Annotated in this window: 14 protein-coding genes; 2 read left to right on the top strand and 12 right to left on the bottom strand. The window is 34.6% G+C overall.

Annotated elements, in window-relative coordinates; all coding sequences use genetic code 11:
- Positions 1-3: 3 nt before the first annotated feature.
- The 8 genes from MT489_RS20475 to MT489_RS20440 all read right to left on the bottom strand — a co-directional run bounded on the left by MT489_RS20475 (position 4) and on the right by MT489_RS20440 (position 12025).
- Positions 4-897 carry a carbohydrate ABC transporter permease gene (locus tag MT489_RS20475; protein WP_244683414.1) on the bottom strand — a complete coding sequence of 298 codons (894 nt, stop codon included), beginning with the start codon at positions 895-897 and terminating at the stop codon, positions 4-6.
- A 21-nt stretch (positions 898-918) separates the two neighbouring features.
- Positions 919-1887 carry an ABC transporter permease gene (locus MT489_RS20470; protein WP_244683431.1) on the bottom strand — a complete coding sequence of 323 codons (969 nt, stop codon included), beginning with the start codon at positions 1885-1887 and terminating at the stop codon, positions 919-921.
- Positions 1888-2205: 318 nt separating this feature from the next.
- On the bottom strand, positions 2206-4938 hold the full coding sequence (locus tag MT489_RS20465) for a sensor histidine kinase (protein WP_244683413.1): 2733 nt from the start codon (positions 4936-4938) through the stop codon (positions 2206-2208).
- Between the two features lie 17 nt (positions 4939-4955).
- Positions 4956-6542: a response regulator gene (locus tag MT489_RS20460; RefSeq protein WP_244683412.1), complete on the bottom strand. Its 1587-nt coding sequence runs from the start codon at positions 6540-6542 to the stop codon at positions 4956-4958.
- Between the two features lie 349 nt (positions 6543-6891).
- The gene (locus MT489_RS20455; RefSeq protein WP_244683411.1) at positions 6892-7791 is read right to left on the bottom strand and encodes a carbohydrate ABC transporter permease; all 900 of its coding nucleotides are present in this window, start codon (positions 7789-7791) and stop codon (positions 6892-6894) included.
- Positions 7792-7804: 13 nt separating this feature from the next.
- Positions 7805-8764, bottom strand: a complete 960-nt coding sequence (locus MT489_RS20450; RefSeq protein ID WP_244683410.1) for an ABC transporter permease — start codon at positions 8762-8764, stop codon at positions 7805-7807.
- A gap of 108 nt (positions 8765-8872) precedes the next feature.
- On the bottom strand, positions 8873-10486 hold the full coding sequence (locus MT489_RS20445) for an extracellular solute-binding protein (RefSeq protein WP_244683409.1): 1614 nt from the start codon (positions 10484-10486) through the stop codon (positions 8873-8875).
- Positions 10487-10558: 72 nt separating this feature from the next.
- Complete coding sequence (locus tag MT489_RS20440; protein WP_244683408.1) at positions 10559-12025, bottom strand: sulfatase family protein; 1467 nt, start codon at positions 12023-12025, stop codon at positions 10559-10561.
- A gap of 376 nt (positions 12026-12401) precedes the next feature.
- Between MT489_RS20440 and MT489_RS20435 the strand changes: the two genes are divergently transcribed.
- Positions 12402-13217 (top strand): AraC family transcriptional regulator, encoded by an 816-nt coding sequence (locus MT489_RS20435; RefSeq protein ID WP_244683407.1) that lies wholly within the window; start codon positions 12402-12404, stop codon positions 13215-13217.
- A 138-nt stretch (positions 13218-13355) separates the two neighbouring features.
- On the opposite strand, the gene MT489_RS20430 is transcribed toward MT489_RS20435, so the two are convergent.
- Both MT489_RS20430 and MT489_RS20425 read right to left on the bottom strand, forming a co-directional pair.
- Entirely contained in the window at positions 13356-14699 is a 1344-nt protein-coding gene (locus MT489_RS20430) for a TldD/PmbA family protein (protein WP_244683406.1), read from the bottom strand.
- Between the two features lie 3 nt (positions 14700-14702).
- Positions 14703-16091, bottom strand: a complete 1389-nt coding sequence (locus MT489_RS20425) for a TldD/PmbA family protein (protein WP_244683405.1) — start codon at positions 16089-16091, stop codon at positions 14703-14705.
- A 252-nt stretch (positions 16092-16343) separates the two neighbouring features.
- On the opposite strand from MT489_RS20425, the gene MT489_RS20420 reads away from it, so the two are divergent.
- Complete coding sequence (locus MT489_RS20420) at positions 16344-16805, top strand: hypothetical protein (protein WP_244683404.1); 462 nt, start codon at positions 16344-16346, stop codon at positions 16803-16805.
- A gap of 49 nt (positions 16806-16854) precedes the next feature.
- On the opposite strand, the gene MT489_RS20415 is transcribed toward MT489_RS20420, so the two are convergent.
- Together MT489_RS20415 and MT489_RS20410 are read right to left on the bottom strand one after the other, a co-directional pair.
- Positions 16855-18228: a sensor histidine kinase gene (locus tag MT489_RS20415; protein ID WP_244683403.1), complete on the bottom strand. Its 1374-nt coding sequence runs from the start codon at positions 18226-18228 to the stop codon at positions 16855-16857.
- Positions 18225-18905, bottom strand: coding sequence for a response regulator transcription factor (locus tag MT489_RS20410; protein WP_244683402.1), 681 nt, complete (start codon positions 18903-18905; stop codon positions 18225-18227). Before MT489_RS20410 ends, MT489_RS20415 begins: the two co-directional genes overlap by 4 nt.
- Positions 18906-18951: the final 46 nt, after the last annotated feature.

Below are 18951 nucleotides of genomic sequence, written 5' to 3'. Positions count from 1 at the left end.
TTTTTAGCCCTTGATAGAGCCTATTAATACACCCTTGACAAAATATTTTTGTAAGAATGGATATACAATAATAATTGGTAATGAGGTTGCTATCATCATGGCCAATTTTAATGTTTCTGGACTAATTTTTTTCGCTTGTTCTGGTATATTAGCAGCTGCCGCTCCACCGACTGATCGAGCAAAGTCAGCATCAGTAACAACTCTCATCAAGAATAATTGAATGGTTTGCAGGTTAGGGGAATTCGTAAACATCATAGAATCGAAATACGTATTCCAATGTGCAACACCATTAAATAAAGCGATTGCAGCTAACACTGGCTTCGATAGTGGTAGAATTAACTGAAAGAATATCCGGTATTCTCCAGCACCATCTATTTTGGCAGACTCGATTAGTGTATCTGGAATTCCCCTGAAAAAACTCATCATGATGATCATGTTCCATACACTGAACAAAGTAGGAATGATATATACCCAAAATGTATCTAGTAAATGAAGATCTCTGTATAAGAGGTATGTAGGGATTAAACCTCCAGAAAAGAACATGGTTATGAGCATGATCACCATGTATATCCCTTTAAACTTCAGATTCTTTCTAGACATGGCATATGCAGTAATACCTGTAAATAAAACGGATCCAATTGTTCCTAAAAGGGTACGTGCAATCGTAATAAAATAAGCTTGATAAATAGACGTATCCACAAAAACAGCTTGATAGTTCGACCAAGTAAATTCTCTTGGCCAAAAATACACTCCGCCGCGGGAATAATCCAACCCGTCATTAAAAGATCCTACAATTGAGAACCAGAATGGAGCAAGTGTAACAATCATAACTACCAACATAACTACCGCAACAAACGTATCAAAAATCCGGTCTGTCCTTGATTTGATTTTGATCATTGAGCATCCTCCCCCCTTTGCCTAGAATAAACTGTTATCAGTAATTTTTTTCGAGAAGTAATTTGCAATGATCAACAAAATAACTGCAATAACAGATTTAGCCAAACCTACTGCAGTCGAGTATGAATACCTCATTTGCTGCAAACCAGTTTTATAAACATACGTATCAAGAGTCTCACTTGCCGATAAATTCAACGGATTTTGCAAAACTAGAATTTGCTCTATACCTGTATTCAACATTGCACTAACTGCAAATATGAACATGATAACAACCGTTCCCATAATACTAGGGATTGTGATATACCAAATTTTTTGGAATCTACCAGCCCCATCAATAACAGCTGCTTCATAAAGTTCTTGGTCAACACCCGATATTGCTGCGATATAAATAATCGCACCCCAACCAAGACCTTTTAGCATCTCACTACCTACAAGAATGAACCAAAAATAATTCTCTTTTCCAATAAAGTTAATTGCTTCATCTAAAATACCTAATTGAAGAAGAAGGTAGTTGATAATACCGTTTGATGGCGAAAGCATAGTCAGAACTAAGCCCCCAAAAATAACCCATGACACGAAGTGAGGCAAATAAGAAATAGATTGTACAATACTTTTAAACCTTTTATTTGTAACCTCATTTAACAGCAAGGCAAAAATAATAGGTGCAGGAAAACCAATTAATAAATTCAACCCATTGATAACGAGGGTGTTTCTAATTACTCCCCCCAATAAAGGATCATTAAAGAACTCTTTGAAATGGGTAAATCCAATCCATTCTGAACCACTTATTCCTTGAAAAAGATTATAATCCTTAAAAGCAATCACAATTCCATACATAGGTATGTAAGCAAAAATAATCAAGAAAATAATCGAAGGAAGGACCATGGACTGAATTTCTAATTGTGATTTAAGATTAAACCAGTTTGATTTATTTTTTCTTTTAAGTTGAATAGATGCTTTTGTAGAAAGTTTTCCTTGCAATAGATTCACCTCCAATAAATGTGTTAATACTCAAGATGTATCCTCTTTCATAAAGGATTTAAGTAAATAGTAATAAATTTTTCAGCCTGAAAGTTTCACAATCTTTGGAAGCCCTTGCACTATTTAAAGGCATTCATTGAAACTCTGAGACTTGCTCACTAATGCACAAACTTATGCCTTTTTCTTATGTCTCGAGTTATTGCGTGAAATGAATGCCTAATTACCATATTAAAAAAAGAAAAAACACCCGTATTTTATTTCCGGGTGTCAGTTTGTAGACAAATAATATTGAATTACATTAAGACTATTTGTTAAACAGATATTCCACTATTTCACAGCAGGAATGACAATTGTAACCCTTGTCCATTCTCCCTTTTTGCTATCAATATTCAACCCATATTGACTTCCATAATGTAATTTAATTCTACTATTTACATTGAAAATTCCCGCTTTATCAATAGAATCAGATTCCAGTTGTTCTTGTACCTCCAATAATCTATCCTGATCGATTCCGAGGGCATCATCTTTTATTGAAAACACTAGTGTATCATTCTTTACTTCACAACCTACCTCAATCGTAACATTTTTTTTCGTCATCTTTGCTCCATGCTGGATTGAATTTTCAATAACAGGTTGTAATATGAGTTTCAATGTTTTATAGTTCAAGACATTTTTATCAATATTCCATATACATTGAAAGTTATCAAAGCGATAGGACATAATTGTTACGTAGGTTTTTGTGTATGCAAGTTCATCCTGAATCCTAATAATAGACTGCTCTCTGCTCGTAATAAAACGAAACAATTTGCTTAAAGAGTAGATCATATCTACTGATTTCTCGGTTTCCTCAGACTCAACAAGATACATTAAATTATCAAGAGTATTATAAAGGAAATGTGGATTTATTTGTGATTGTAATGCATTTATCTGCAATTCTCTTTTCTCATACTTTAATCGAATCCGTTCCTTATTCGACTCTATTGTGTCATGTATCAAGTCGTCCATTCTATCCATCATTTTTTTAAAATTACGACTCAGCAAATCTACCTCATCTATTCCCGATAAATTTTCCAAAACAGTATAGTGGGAACCATTTAAATCAAATAAATTAATCAACCTATTTAATTGTCCAAATGGTTTCAGTAATCGTTTGGATACCCAATACGAAAATAGAAGTATTAATAATAAAATGATAAGCAACAGATACAAGTCATTAAGAAATAATTGATTAACTTGCTTCTGAATATCAGAATAATTATATTTTGAGGTTAGAACCCAATCGATTCCTCCTATTTTAGTAGAAAAAGAAAGGGAATTATCATTGTTTACCTTTTCATATATTGATCCTATTTTACTCCCATCTTGATGAGAAACAATGGTCCCTTTAGTATCTAAAATAAACGTATCAAAATTAAGCCCCTGTATAATTGAATAGGATTGAACTAAATGACTATTATCAATTTCTGTTGTGATAAAACCAATCTTTTTCGAAAAATCTGTAACAGAAAAAATCGGCCTCCCCAAAATAATCGTGACGTTATCAAAACCATCTTTTTCAAAAAAATAGAGTGTTCTTCTATTGGACTCTTTCAGTGTTTGATAAAAGTTCTTATTCAAATGGGTAGGTTGATTATTATTGGTTGAATATAGTAATTCGTTTGATAGACTATAAATCCCAATATTTTTGTCATTTAGCTCCATTGTTTGCGTGATTCTCATTAATTCCCGTTCAATTTCCTCAGTACTTTTACTAATTATCTGGTTTTGAATAGTCGGGTTAAGAGATAACTGTGAAATTGTTTGTTCATGTTGATTAATATCATTGTTGATGATATGGGCTAATCTTTCATGTGCAGTATGAAAGCTCTCCTGCAAATCCTTTGAAACGATTTTCGAAGTTTGCCAATAATAAATGCATAAAAACAATAAAAGCGGCAGTAAGATAGAGATTAAAAAGTAAAAGAAAAAACGTTCTCGCAAACTAAATGATAAGCGTCTATCTCTATTCATATCAAAGGAATCGACCCTATTTTTGTTTATTTGATACCTTTGAACTGTATTCAACAACTGGTAAAGAGGTTGAAGTATTCGACGAGATATTATACTTGAACTTATCATTGCAACGACTACTGCAAAAATCAGGGTGGAGACAATGATTTTCCACATTTGTTGCATTTGGTCTCTATAGAAGTGGGTTTGCTCTGAATAGATGAGTTTAAAATTATAATAAGGAATACTCCTTGAGTACACTTCAACGTCTTTATTTTGAAGAAATAATCCGTTATCACTTTGTTTATGTTCTTCGAATTTGTCTGCTATGATTTTATTAACCTGTTTCCCTCTGAAAAACATCTTATAATTTGCGTCAAATAAGGCAATATTATCAGCGTAAAAAATTTGATCTGACAAATATTCAGGCTTAATAAATATTAAAACTGTACCATAATATCTTCCATCAGATGTTTCAAGATTCGTACCAAAAAACATTTTTTTATTAAGATCATTAATCATGTAAGATTCGTTTCGATGATCTTTATAATATTTTGTAAATTGAATTCTATCATTAGCTTCACCGATAGAAACAAAGTAGTTGTTATTTGCTACATCCTCGTTCATTCGCATTCCATTATAAATATAGTCTATTTTCTTCTTATTTGAACTATACTGAGAATCTTGCGTGACAATTAATATATTATCAATTAAAGGATTATCTTGTTTAACTGAGTAGAGATAATTCTGCAAATTTAGTAATGTATTATACCTTTCTATCGAATCTATCTGTTTGTTCCTAAGATCTTTTAAATATTGAATGACAGATTCATTCGTTTTTAAATTATTTATCTTATGATAACCATCTTCAAAATTTGTTTGTAGCTCTCTAGATATATGATCCATTTTTACCTGAATGGATTCTTGTCTTTGTTTCTCAATAAAATGTTTAGTTTTAAAATAAGAATTACAACTTAATATAATAATTAAAATCAAAACAACTACTAAAGAAAATGTAAGTAAAAAATTCTGAAATGATCGCTTTCCCCGTTTACTTAGGTGCTTTCTCATGTTGCCCTCCACTTTAATTAACGACTGAACTTCTTTTTATATTGTAATGGGGATACTTTTTTGATCTTTTTAAACACTCTATTAAAGTAAGAATCGCTTTGGAAACCAACTATGTGAGTAATATCTTTTATCCTATATTCATCATTTCGTAAGAGATCTGCGGCCTTTTCTACTCTCACTTCATTCACATAATCAATAAAGTTTTGTCCAGTTTCTTCTTTAAAAATGGCACTAAAATAGGAGGGGTGAAGAAATAGTATGTGAGACATTTCCAACAGAGTAATTTTATCTTTATAATGAGTGTTTACGTACTCTTTAGCCTTTAGGACGTAATGATTTCCTTTATAGGCGTTTGGATCCATGATTTCAAGTGAAATGGTTTCAAGGATAGTTTTTAACCAATTTTTCAATTCACTGAAGGACTCAATCATATATATATTTTCCAACACTTTTTGCAATTCTATAGAGTATGGTTCGTAGCCTTTTTCTTTAAGATGAAACATCAAAACTATGACTAGTTCGGTACATGCTCCCCGAACATCTGCAATCTTCAGACCCATCTTCTGCTTTAAGTCTTCAAAATATTCATCCATTATTAACGTAATGTCTTTAACCTCTCTTAATAAGATTGCTTCCATTAATCTTGTTTCTATACTATTAGGAGGAGTTAACGTTGGAGATTGATTTTTTTGATAGACTTCATGGATATAGTTTGCTGGTAACTCCTCATAAAAAACAATAGAATCATGATCATAAAAATACTTATAACTATAAGCATAAATAGCCTCATTATATGACCTTTTGATTTGATCTATATCCATTGCCACACTGCCAACACCTGCTACAAAAGTATCTTTTGCATCGCATACTTCTTTCAAACACTGACTTAATAAACTTATAAACTTTTTAAGAATGAGCTCCACATTCTTTTTTGATGAAGCCAGTTCACCATTTAAAATGACGATAATACTATTACCATAAAATAAAAAAGGAGAATTAAAACCCTTCCAAAATACAGCAGATTGCTCAGAAATAATCTGTCTATATGAGTATATTGAATGTTCCCTAAAAAACTTATCTAGAGGAAAAATAACAACTCTACAATCTCCTGTTAGAACCTCTTTATTAAAGCCCTTTTCAAATTTGCTTCCATTAATCAATTCAAGGACAAATAACTCTTCAGTTATCAGTTCACTTTTCTGTATATTGATTTCACTAATTTCTATTTCTCTATTTAACTCTTCTTTTAATTTGTTAAATGTATCTAAAAAATCGTTTTTGCTTAAAGGTTTCAATAGATAACCTTTAACCCCATATTGTATGGCTTCTTGAGCATATTTAAAATCATCATATGCACTAAGGACAATTACTCTTGTCTCTGGATATAATGACTCTATTTCCTTTGCTAGCTCTATTCCGGTCATCTCAGGCATCAATACATCTGTTAATACTGCATGAGGCTTATGCACTTTCACCATTTCTAAAGCTTCTTTTCCATTTTCAGCAGCTCCAATCACTTCGAAGCCAACATCTTCCCACGGAAAAAATTGCGTTATTCGGTCTCTAATATACTTTTCATCATCAACGATCAATACTTTGTACATTTTATGTTCAATTCCTTCATTTATAGAAGTTTCCTATTATGCATATTAGTTAACAAAGATGCGCCTGTTCCTAGGATTTGTTTCATGTTCAAGGTGCTCAACTTGAGAAATTATTGCATTTACATTGAAGAGGAGCACCGCCAACCAAATTTTATCACAAAATAATCTTATAATAAAAAATATATTTAATTAGCGAGAGTTACCAAAAACTAGGTTAAGCAATATGATTTTGTGATTTATCATGCTGAATGTAAGAAAGGATACGAAATCAATTGAGAAATCGTATCCTTTCTTATTTTTTAAAAAAGTGATTCTAATAGTATCTTTACTTGTTAAATGAAACTAAAGATTATTCCTTCACAGATCCAATCAAAACACCTTTAACAAAGAATCGTTGGAGGAATGGATACACAATTAATAAGGGAAGTGCCGATACAATAATAACTGCATATTTAATAAGGGAGGCTGTTTTAACTTGTTCCACAAAGGCATCAGACATTGCGCCTCCTCCACCTCCAGCCCCAGAAGCATCAATCTCATTTAAAACTAAGATTTGCCTTAAAATTAACTGCAAAGGAAATTTGCTACTATCTGATAGATAAATCAATGAATTGAAATATTGATTCCATAAACCTACAGCATGAAACAGTGCCATTACTGCAATAATTGGTAAAGATAGCGGCAATACTATCTTAAGGAAAATCTTAAAGTCAGTTGCGCCGTCTATTTTGGAGGCTTCTACTAATTGATCAGGTATATTTTGTTCAAAAAATGCCTTTGCTACTAAAATGGACCAGGCTCCCACCACATTAGGTATAACAATAGCCCACATGGTGTCAAGCATGCCTAATGTTTTGACAACGAGATAGGAAGGGATTAAGCCTCCACTAAAAAGCATAGTAAATAAAATGATCCATAAAATAAACTTTTTACCCAATATTTCTTTTCGCGATAAAGCATAGGCACAGGGTAATAATATAGTAATGTGAATGATTGTTCCAACTAGAGTATATATGATTGTATTACGATATCCGGTCCATATCGCTGAGTTTTCAAATACTTTTTTAAATCCAGCAAAGGTAATATCTACTGGCCAAAGCCACATCTTTCCTGTACTGACAGCTGCAGGATCACTAATTGATGCACTAATTACAAAAATGAGCGGATAAATAATAATTATAGTAATGATTAATACACCTATTTTGTTAATAATATCAAAAGTTCTATCCGACAAAGAGAAATTTCTCATTATTCTCCCTCCTTTACCACAAGCTATTCTCACTGACTTTTCTAGCAATGTTGTTAACTGTTATTAGCAGAACGATATTAATAGCTGATTCGAATAGTCCTATTGCAGCAGCAAAACTGTATTGACCTTCTAATAAACCGGATTGATACACATATGTCTGGATAATATCCGACGTCTCGGAGTTAAGTGAATTTTGCATGAGTAGAACTTTTTCAAATCCAATGGCCATGAAGCTTCCTATATTTAAAATAAATAGCACGATGATTGTAGGTGCAATGGAGGGAATATTAATAAAAAGTATTCGTTGAAATCGAGTTGCGCCATCTACTGTTGCAGACTCATGAAGTTCTGGATTAACTCCTGATAAAGCTGCTAAATAAATGATAGTCCCCCAGCCAAGAGACTGCCATTGACCCGACCACACGTATAAATGCCTGAACCAATCTTTATTCGTCAAAAATTGAATAGGCTCCCCTCCTAATTTGACAATTGTAAGATTGATAATTCCAGTTGTAGGATCCAAAAAGGCAACTAACATTCCGACTACCACAACAACTGATATAAAGTGTGGAGCATATGTAAGGGTCTGTGACCATCTCTTAAAAACCCCATCTTTTAATTCGTTAAGCATTAATGCAAAAATTATCGGCAATGGAAATAATAAGAGACTATACACATTCAGGATGATTGTATTTTTTAATATTCTCCAGAAGTAATAAGAATTAAAAAAACGTTCAAAATGTTCGAACCCAACCCACGGACTATTAAAAAATCCAAGGTCGGCATAGAAATCTTTAAACGCTATTTGCACTCCATACATGGGGATATAGTGAAAAATAATAAAGTATATCAAACATGGAATTAGAAATAGGTACAATTGCCAGTTTTTTCTAACGTTCTTTTTTACTCCTTGGAATTTGTTTACTTCTTTTGTACTGACAAGAACCTTTCCTTTTCTTTCACTTAATTGCATCTTTATTAACCTCCATTCATTGGTGATATCTTTTCTATGCATTAATGGCACTACCTTCTTATCTAGAGTAATAAGAAGGTAGTTTGTTGGATTTTAAGAATGATTTTACTATTGACTTTGATAACGATCATAGGCAGCTTTTTGAATTTCCATATACTTTTCAAGCCCCATTTTTTCAATTTCACTGACATAATGATCCCAATTATCCAAAGATTCATCTCCTGAAATAAACTTATCACGCATTTCATTTACGTACTTTTGAATATCTTCACCAGAAGCAGAAAGAAACTTACTTTCCTCATCCGTATATATAAACGTTGACCAGATTTCACTAGGAATATATGGCTCTATTTTCTCTGCAGCTTCTAGAGATTTCTCTGATGATTCGGAACCACTGAAGTATTCTGCCTTTACAATTCCTGGAGGGTTAATTCCAACCCAAGGAATATATTTAGATATTTCTGTTTCTCTATGTTCGCCGTTTTCGATCTTATCAACATATTTATATTTTCCGTCTTCCTCTATAAAAGTTTCATTTTCAACACCCATATACATCAATTTTGCGCCTTCGTCACTATAAAAATAGTCCATCCACCTTACCGTAGCTGCAGGATTAGGGTTGTTTTTTGTAATGACAAATTGTCCGTTATTAAATATTGGAGAGCTAATGTTTGTATAAAATTGATCTCCATTTGGTCCCTTTAATGCAGACATACTTGTATAGTTATCTGCTTCCACTCCTCTATATGTTCTTTGAGGATCATAAAACATTGTACTGGCGTACTTACCCTCCGATGCGTTAGCCATGAATTGAGCCCATTCAATGGAGAAAATATTTTGCTCAATTAGCTTTTCTGAGTAAAGTTTATGAATATATTCAAGCAATTGTTTATACTCATCTGATGTAGGAATAAATCGTAACCCATCTCCATTAGGATCCTTATCTACAAGTCCACTTGCACCAGTATTACCTAGCCCATAAGCTCCACGTAACCAGCCAACAAGGTCATTAATATTGACTCCACCATAAGGTACAATTTCTCCATTTCCAAAATCCTGCCCTTTAACCGCTTTTAGAAATTCATAAAATTCTTCAGTTGTTTCGGGAACGTCCATTTTTAACTTTTCAAGATAATTTGTATTGATCCACGGACGTGCTCCAATTCTTATTGATAAGAAGTTAGGATCCCTTAAACCAGGCATTGAATAAATTTTACCATCAGGGAATACCATCCCTTTTTTTACATTGGGATCCTCTTCCATAATTTTCTTTAAATTTGGTGCATACTCATCAATTAAATCATTCAGTTCTAAGAATAAACCCCGAGAACCATATTTATATAAATCTAAGTTAGATAGACTTGAAGCAAAAAAAGCATCTGGCAAGTTACCACCTGAAATAGCTAGATTTCTTTTTTCATTTAGACTATCTCCTGTAACTTGTTCTACCCAATCAATTTTTACATTTGTCAAATCTCTATACGTATTCCAAACTAATAAATCATTCCAATCCACATTTGCGCTTGTTGCGGATTTAGCAGTAAACATTTTTATAGTGATTTCATCGTCAACGATTGGGAAACCTGTTTTTTTCACCTTATCTAGGGCTTCTTGATCTAGTTCAGGTTGATTACTACCAGTTTTTTCTTTTGCTCCGGAACAGGCAACCAATAAAATCATCATACAAACCATTACGATTGATAATAAAGTCTTCTTTTTCATAACGAGCCCCCGTTAACTTTTTAAAAGTAAGAATACTTCTTCATATATTTTGAGAGAATGTCTAGAAATTCCCTATCTCTCTTTGAATTCCTGTGGATGGCGTCTAATCAATTCTGGTACGGCATGCCCCCTGCCGGTTTCCTCCAACCGCTGTATATAATTTTTCAAATGACCTCTTGCGTGAAGTGGCCCGCCCTCTTTCATTACGGTCCATAGTGGATCCACATCAAAAGGCATTGTACTCATCATATGGTCATGCCAATCATTTAGATAATATACGGCCTCTTTACAAACTTCTGGATGTTCTTTAGCTACATCATTTTGTTCAAAAGGATCATCTTTCAAATTGAATAGCATTTCCTTGTTGAATAAATGGAACCCATCATGATATGTTCGGATATACAACCAATCTCCAAATCTCACGCTTCTTTGGCAGACATGTGCGCATTGTGAAACAACAAGAAAGTCTCTTCCTTCCTCTTCTCCATGCGTTATGACCTTGGCATAACTCTCCCCATCCCATCTTGGTTTTGGATCCTTTCCAACTAATTCAGCAACAGTTGGAAGTAAGTCGAGATGATAATGTAATCCATTGTCAACATGGCCTTTTATAAGTCCAGGCCAACGAATAATCATTGGGATCCGGCAAGTACCTTGGTCACAAGTCCCGTGTTCACCATAAATGTCTAATTCACCCATGTTTTCACCATGATCGGCAGTAATGATGATAACAACCTCTTCCATGATTCCTTGTTTTTCTAATTGGTCAAAAATTAAACCGATATGTTCATCCATATATTTAATTCCACAATCATATCCGTCTATCATTTTCCGTAAATCATTACGATTCTTAATTTCTCCAGGATACCTGGGATACTCTGGATACGTATTGTTATCAAACATATTAATTTCATTTACACTATGTGGTCCTACTTTTTCTTTTTGTTTTTCAAGGACTTCATCTGTGATCCATCCAGGCAATGGTTCACCTTCAAAAGGATTCCCATATGATTCAGGTACTCTATAAGGCGTATGCGGGTCCCAATAGTTCACATAGAGAAACCAATTATCATCGTTAGCATTCTGATCTAACCACTTTAATACTGTTGGGGTAACATCTTCTGCAGATTCTCCACCGTGTTTACCTGTGTTGTACATTTCGTTAAATCCTGCATAAAACGTATAAGCGGAATGTCTCTCAGCAAATGGGCTTATTAATGCTGTTTTCATATTCATCGATCTAAAAAGTGCGGGGAAGCTTTCATCTGCCAGTTTGTCGCGAAACCCTCTTGTTGCCCCCTCATGCCGAACATCTGCAGCAGTTCCACCATGACCGACAACACCATTGTGTATTCCGAATTTGCCTGTCATTAAGGCTGTTCGAGAAGGAAAACAAGGGGCATCAGAAGTGTAATAATTGTTAAATCTGACACCTTCAGCTGCGATGCGATCAATATTAGGTGAAGTTTGTCGATGGTAACCATAACAACTTAAATGTCCTGGATTAGTAGAATCCAAGTCTAGAAGTAATACTTTCATTACTAACTCTCCTTAAAAGATAAATATTAAATTTACTAATTTTCAAAGATTCAAAATGATAGCGCTATCGTTTTGGTATATTTAACATGTTAGTTGAAAGTATTTTTCAGGTAAATGTACGATTCTACAATTTATTGTATGAAATATCTGTATCTTTACATTAATTAATCTGTTTTGTATTCTTTTTATTAAAAGGTTGTTTTCGTGAAGTTTGTTGAATTTGATAGCCAAAAAGCCAGCTTTTGCACTTAAAAGGTAGGTTAAATTAAAGTTTTTTTGAACTGAATGATCATCAAAGTCTAAATACATATCTCTTTATTAATATTTATATTAAATAGCTATAGGGTTGAGATAAGAGCCTAGCAAATATTCTAAAATGGAAGAAGGGATCATTATTTTAGAATTTGAATCCGCAAACTTCGATAATATGATTCATAATTGGGGAATGATCAAAGATACAATTACATTTCATGTAATCGTTCTAGTAGTAGAGGGTAAGGTTCTTTACAATATAAATAATGAGGAAATATTACTTGAAAAAGGGGAAATTATGTATATTCCCAAGTATTCATTAAGAAGCGGAGAAAATTTTAGTGGTAAACCACATCAAAAATATACAATATTATTTCATCTTGAGGAGGAAAGAATAGATATTCCCTATCTACTTCAAAGACAATGCTTTATTGTTAAACCTCGAAACTTTGAATATTTTAAACAACGTGCTGAGTTTCTTTACACCGATCTAAGAGGGAACAAAAAGTATAATGATTTTATATGTCAGGGAATTTTGAAAGAAATCATCGGAATGCTTGCACGTGAAAAAGAAGAAAATGAAATTCCACCTATGAAATTAAAGTATGCTCAAGATATTCAGGAATATATTATGAAACATTATAGAAACAACATAGAAATTAACAATTTAGCAAAATTAATTCAAAAGTCACCGAATTATACTATTGCTATTTTCAAGGAAGTAACTGGCCAATCCCCTATACAATATCTACATCATTTACGAATTCTAGAAGCATGTAATCTATTAGTAAATTCGAATATGGATATTGCTTATATTAGTGACTACTTAGGTTTCTATGATACTTCTTATTTTAGTAGAACCTTCAAAAAAATAATGTCTATTTCCCCACGCGAATATCAAAAAGCAGGTATTGAAGCAAAAGCATCCAATGATATTTAATACAAACTTCCTTTAATTGTCTATCGGAATCTTTATCTTATTGGTTTTGCTATATTAAATTAACATCAAAAAAGGATACAAAAACAAATACGTTTTTGTATCCTTTTTTGGTCGACGAAATCGGATGCAGTTGGAACTTTATTCCACCGTCACCGATAATCCCTTCAACAACAAGGACGGTGATCCAATTCCGCTAGACGATACATATAAATCTGAACCAATTTCTTGGATTTCCTTAAGAAGCTCGAAAAAGTTTCCGGCAATCGTCATTTGTTTAACAGGTGTCTCAACTTTTCCGTCCTTCACGTAAAAACCATTGGCGGCAACTGAGAAATCACCTGAAACCGTATCAGCACCTGAATGTAAGCCAGCCAGTTTTGTCACGATGATCGCTTCAGTTTGGGATTCAATCAATTCATCATACGTCTTTTCACCTGGCGAAATATAAAAATTGGATGGAGCAATCACGAGTGTCCCTTTATATGAAGATTTGTAAGCATGCCCTGTCGTTTCCACTCCAGCCTTTTTCGCTGTTTTACGATTATGAAGGAGCGTATTTAAAGTCCCGTTTTCAACAACAGTACATAATTTTGAAGCAACACCCTCACCATCGAAATTACGGCTGGCAAAGCCTTCTTCGTAGAAAGGATCATCAACGATTGTCACATTATCAGCTGCAATTTTCTCTCCGACCTTATCTTTTAATAGAGAACGGCCTTTTTGAGCAACTTCAGCTGAAAAGATAGAATCGAACGTTTCAAGTAGGGATGCCGCTGCATCCTTGCGTAGGATGATTGGGTATTTTTTACTTGGAATGGATTGTTCCCCCAAATAGGAAAGTGCTTCTTCAGCAGCTTCTTTCGCAATCTCATCTACATTTAGCTTAGAAAAATCTCTCGTAATCTTAACCTTAAATCCACTTTTCGTTTCGTCTGCCTCTTTTACAACTACAGACAATACGACGCCAAGATAATTCATGCGGTCATGGAGCACTAAACCTTTACTGTTAGCGAGGAGCCTCTCCTTTGATTGCTCAATCAGTTTACAATAATTAAGAGAAGCGATTCGCGGATCATAGTTGGATACTTTACGTTCAACTTCCTTTAAAAATACAATTTTTTCAGGAATTGAAACTTCATCTAGGCTCTCTGAATAAAATTCTTTTTCTTCATATTCATCACTGCCTGCAAAAATATCGTCCTGTTCTTCTTCTTCAATCACTTCAGCATTCGCTTTTGCTCTTTCAAGTAAGAAAGAAATAGATTGTTCGTCGAATTTTTCCGTATAGGCATAGCCCATTTTTCCATTGTATATCCCTCTAAAGGATAACCCACCATCTTCGGCTGTTTCATAGTGATCAAGTTCACCTTTATATACATCACAAGCAAAGCGCTTTGATTTTTCATAATAAATTTCCATGTCCTCAAAACCATGTGCAAGCCCATTCCCCAACAGCATTTCCTGGAATTTTTCAATCTTCATGATTTACTCCCCCTTCGTTCCGCCAACGGTTATTTCGCTAACACGAATCATCGGTTGGCCAACATTGACTGGAAGGCTTCCACTTACAGAACCACACATTCCTGCTCCATGTGCCAAATTATTGCCGACCATATCAACAAGTTGTAGAGTTTTCGGCCCATTACCGATTAATGTTGCCCCTTTTACAGGCGCACCAATCTTTCCATTTTCCACGAGATAAGCTTCCATAATGGCAAAGTTATAATCACCCGTTGCGGTATTTACCGAGCCACCGCCCATATATTTTGCGTATAAGCCGCGCTCCGTGGAAGCGATAATTTCTTCCGGAGTAGATTTTCCAGGTGCAATAAAAGTGTTTGTCATTCTTGAAGTTGGATTAAATCGGTATGATTCACGTCGACTGGAACCTGTAGCTTCCATTCCCATGCGTCGTCCGTTGAATTTATCAATCAAATATCCTTTCAAAACACCATTTTCAATGAGGACATTTTTACGAGTTTCTTCCCCTTCATCGTCAACATTAAGAGAACCCCACTCATTAGCAAGTGTTCCGTCATCGATATATGTGACAATATCAGGTGCCACTTTCTCACCAATTCGATTCGCAAAAACTGAATTATTTTTAGCAACAGAAGTCGCTTCCAACCCATGTCCACAAGCTTCATGAAAAATAACTCCACCAAATTCATTATCGATAATAACTGGGAATTTTCCACTAGGACATTCTTCAGCATGTAGCATCGTAACAGCAATACGCGCCGCTTCTCCGGCATAGTGTTCAAAATCTAACCCTTCAAAGAATTCAAACCCTTTGTAGGCTCCAGGCCCATAGAATCCTGGCTGCATTTGCGTTCCATCAGAAGCGATGGCTTGAATGGCAAGACGGCTTCTTACCCTTTTATCTTCTACGAATTTCCCTTCAGAATTGGCGATTAAAACATTTTGTTCATGATCGAGTAGGCTAACGGTCGCTTGTGCAATGCTAGCATGATAGTTTTTTGCTATATCGTAAGTTTTTTTCATGATTGCTACTTTACGAGCATTTTCAACCGATTGTGGCATTTGAATGATTTTATGTAATGGAGTGATTGTGTCCTGTTGAAGCGCAGCTGGAATATGCCTAACTTCACTCTTTATCGCATGTGCTGCATTGTTTGCTGCTTTAATAAGTCCTTCTCTCGTGAAGTCGGTCGTATACGCATAAACACTTTGTAGTCCATTAAAAACACGAATCCCGACTCCAGCATCTCTTCCAGAATTACTCTTTTCGATTTTACCGTCTTGAAGAACCAAAGAATTTGAAAAACGATCTTCCGCAAACACTTCAGCAAAATCGCCACCAGTTGATAATGCAGCGGAAATAACATCTTCTATTACTGATTTACTTAACATGTAGCTCTTTCCCTCCTTGCAAGTTTTCAATGCTTATCAATAGTTTACTATAATTATTTGAATTTTTTCCGTAATGAGATAAAACTTTATAAATTAATTTCGAAGTACATTAGGTTAGAACTTCCTCGATTATTTAAAAGCTTCTCTATATAAGAAAAGCACCCTACACTTCTATCACCTTCAAACTGTAAACACCCGTTCATCTATTGTTCATATTAGGTTCATATAATCGTACTAAGGAGGGAAATATGAATGTTTAAATACTGGTTATTCTTACACTTTGCAGGGATTTCGATTTGGGTTGGATCCCTTTTGGCAGTGGCCATAATATTGATCGTGATGAAAAAACATCTTGGCTCAAAGGAATTATCAACAATCGTAAAAAAAATGACAAGAGTTGTGAACACTCTCGTTCATCCAAGCGCCTTTTTCGTTTTACTCAGTGGGATATTTATGATCATCTCAATGAATTTTGGAGATTCGTCCAAGCCATTCTATTTAGAATTCATGGAACGAATTGGCGGGGTGACCGTCCTCTTTACAATTATTGCTGTTAGTATCTTTGGGCGCAGAGTCGTGAAAAAGTTAAACGCACTTGAAAAAGAAGGAAGTGTTATCACTCATCCAGGTAGTATCAATACGTATATTACGATGATGCTGGTTTCTGTATTATTAGTTTTAGCTGTTATCTTCGTTGTGAGCTTTAGGTTTTAGATATTATAAAACGAAAGACTTCGATCATGAAGTCTTTCGTTTTTTATTGTTATCTTGGCAATCTAATTGTGAATTCTGTGCCGCTTCCGATCTCACTTGTCACGCTGATGTAGCCTTCATGAAGATCAATAACCTTTTTCACTACCGATAAACCTAAACCACTGCCAGATTTTGTTCGATTTCTCGATTTGTCACCCATATAAAAGCGGTCAAATATTTGTGGCAGTTCTTCTTCTGATAATCCAATTCCAGTGTCACGAACGATAACAATAATATCATCATCGACAGCGGCACTAATATAAATCGAACCATCTTCTTCAGTAAATTTAATACTATTAGTAAGTAAGTTCATCCATACTTGAAAAAGTAATTGCTTGTCCGCTTTAATGACAAGCTCTGGCAAGTCTAGCTCTATCCTTAAATTTTTCTTACTCCATTCCCATTCTGTAAGCAATACAACTTCCCTAATTTGCTCATCAAGACGAAATGAAGACTTATTGACACCTTTCACTTCTTTATCAAGAGAGGAAAGCATTAGTAATTGTTTACTAAGTGATGATAATCGGCTCGTTTCTTTTTCGATAATCGCTAAGTAACGATCCGCTTCTTCCTCACTCACCACTTTTGAGCGAATGGCTTTCGTAAATCCTTGTATAGACGTAAGTGGTGATTGGATTTCATGTGACACATTCGAAACGAACTCTTGCCGCATTTCATCTAATTTTTGCAGTGATTTTGCCATCCGCTCGAAGTCCTTTGCCAATGCACCGATTTCATCTGAACGTTGACTATCAAGTGTAATATCATAATTTCCACTTGCAACTTTCCTCGTCGCTTTCGTTAATCTTTTAATTGGTCGAACGAGAAAAGTTGCGAAAACAACAATCAACAATATACTAATGAAAAACGTTAATCCCAAAATTAAGCTAAAAATAATCCGCATTTCTCCAAACTGCTTTTCCACATTTGGACGAACAAATAACGCTTCCGTGACACCACTAACCTTTATTGGAACACCGATACTATTTTTCAAGTCATCTTTAAAAAAGCCTGTAACAAAAAGACTGCTCTTAAATTCGCTTATCCCCTGGTACGTTTGTCCATCTAACACAGATCGAATGATAGACTCATCTATTTCATAATTGCGAAATGGATCCCCGAACTGCTGCCCAACCATATTTTGATCGACCAAATATAGTTGAAAATTCATATTCGCTATACTCGTTAAAAATTCATGAATGTCCATTCCGTCCGAGTCTTCATATAGATTTACAATTTCATTTGCAATTTCTTTTATTTTTTCCTCATTATATTCCTTCAGTTTCGCGTGATAATAAAGATTCGAAAATAAAAAAGCAATGATCCCACTAACAAGTGCGACAATCATAAAAGTTAAAACGATTCTAACGTATAAAGTCTTCATTCACTTTTTACCTCTAATTTATAGCCTAGCCCGCGAATTGTAACAATTTGGAAGTCATCCGTTATATCCCGAAAACGCTCACGCAGCCTTTTGATATGAACATCGACAGTCCTACTATCCCCTTCGAAATCAGTTCCCCACACAAGCTGTATAAGTTGTTCTCTCGTATACATCCGATCTGGCCCGCTCGCAAGCTGTGCAAGTAATTGAAATTCCTTAAGCGGTAATATGAAGCTTCGACCGTTAACTTTCACTTCATAGTTATTTCGATCAATCACCGTATTATTCATCGTTATAATATTATCGGATACCATTTGATATCTACGAAGCAAGGCGCGAACTCTGAAAAGGAGTTCTTCCGGTTCAAATGGTTTTACAACGTAATCATCGGTACCAGATAAAAACCCTTTTGCCTTATCCTCCATTTCGCCTCTAGCTGTAAGCAATATCACTGGAATATCGTAATATTTACGGATTTCCTCACAGAGTTCCCAGCCATTTTTACCAGGCATCATAACATCCACAATGGCTAAGTTAATTTGTTCTATTTCAAGCAATTTCGAGGCTTCATTTCCATCTGCAGCTTCCACGACTATAAAACGCTCCTTCTGTAAATAAAGCCTCAACAATTCCCGAATATGAGGATCATCGTCTACGATTAAAATATGTGTTTGCATATTAGGACTTCCTTTTTCTTTTTACTCTACATGATTTCTAGTTAGG

This window comes from Lederbergia wuyishanensis (genome assembly GCF_022900255.1).
In the GTDB taxonomy this organism is placed as follows: domain Bacteria; phylum Bacillota; class Bacilli; order Bacillales; family Bacillaceae_C; genus Lederbergia; species Lederbergia wuyishanensis.
This window is presented reverse-complemented; position numbering and strand designations above follow the sequence as displayed.

Coding starts and splice junctions, on each gene's coding strand:
- MT489_RS20475 (WP_244683414.1), bottom strand. CDS start 897: ATGATCAAAATCAAATCAAGGACAGACCGGATTTTTGATACGTTTGTT.
- MT489_RS20465 (WP_244683413.1), bottom strand. CDS start 4,938: ATGAGAAAGCACCTAAGTAAACGGGGAAAGCGATCATTTCAGAATTTT.
- MT489_RS20460 (WP_244683412.1), bottom strand. CDS start 6,542: ATGTACAAAGTATTGATCGTTGATGATGAAAAGTATATTAGAGACCGA.
- MT489_RS20455 (WP_244683411.1), bottom strand. CDS start 7,791: ATGAGAAATTTCTCTTTGTCGGATAGAACTTTTGATATTATTAACAAA.
- MT489_RS20450 (WP_244683410.1), bottom strand. CDS start 8,764: ATGCAATTAAGTGAAAGAAAAGGAAAGGTTCTTGTCAGTACAAAAGAA.
- MT489_RS20445 (WP_244683409.1), bottom strand. CDS start 10,486: ATGAAAAAGAAGACTTTATTATCAATCGTAATGGTTTGTATGATGATT.
- MT489_RS20440 (WP_244683408.1), bottom strand. CDS start 12,025: ATGAAAGTATTACTTCTAGACTTGGATTCTACTAATCCAGGACATTTA.
- MT489_RS20435 (WP_244683407.1), top strand. CDS start 12,402: ATGGAAGAAGGGATCATTATTTTAGAATTTGAATCCGCAAACTTCGAT.
- MT489_RS20430 (WP_244683406.1), bottom strand. CDS start 14,699: ATGAAGATTGAAAAATTCCAGGAAATGCTGTTGGGGAATGGGCTTGCA.
- MT489_RS20425 (WP_244683405.1), bottom strand. CDS start 16,091: ATGTTAAGTAAATCAGTAATAGAAGATGTTATTTCCGCTGCATTATCA.
- MT489_RS20420 (WP_244683404.1), top strand. CDS start 16,344: ATGTTTAAATACTGGTTATTCTTACACTTTGCAGGGATTTCGATTTGG.
- MT489_RS20415 (WP_244683403.1), bottom strand. CDS start 18,228: ATGAAGACTTTATACGTTAGAATCGTTTTAACTTTTATGATTGTCGCA.
- MT489_RS20410 (WP_244683402.1), bottom strand. CDS start 18,905: ATGCAAACACATATTTTAATCGTAGACGATGATCCTCATATTCGGGAA.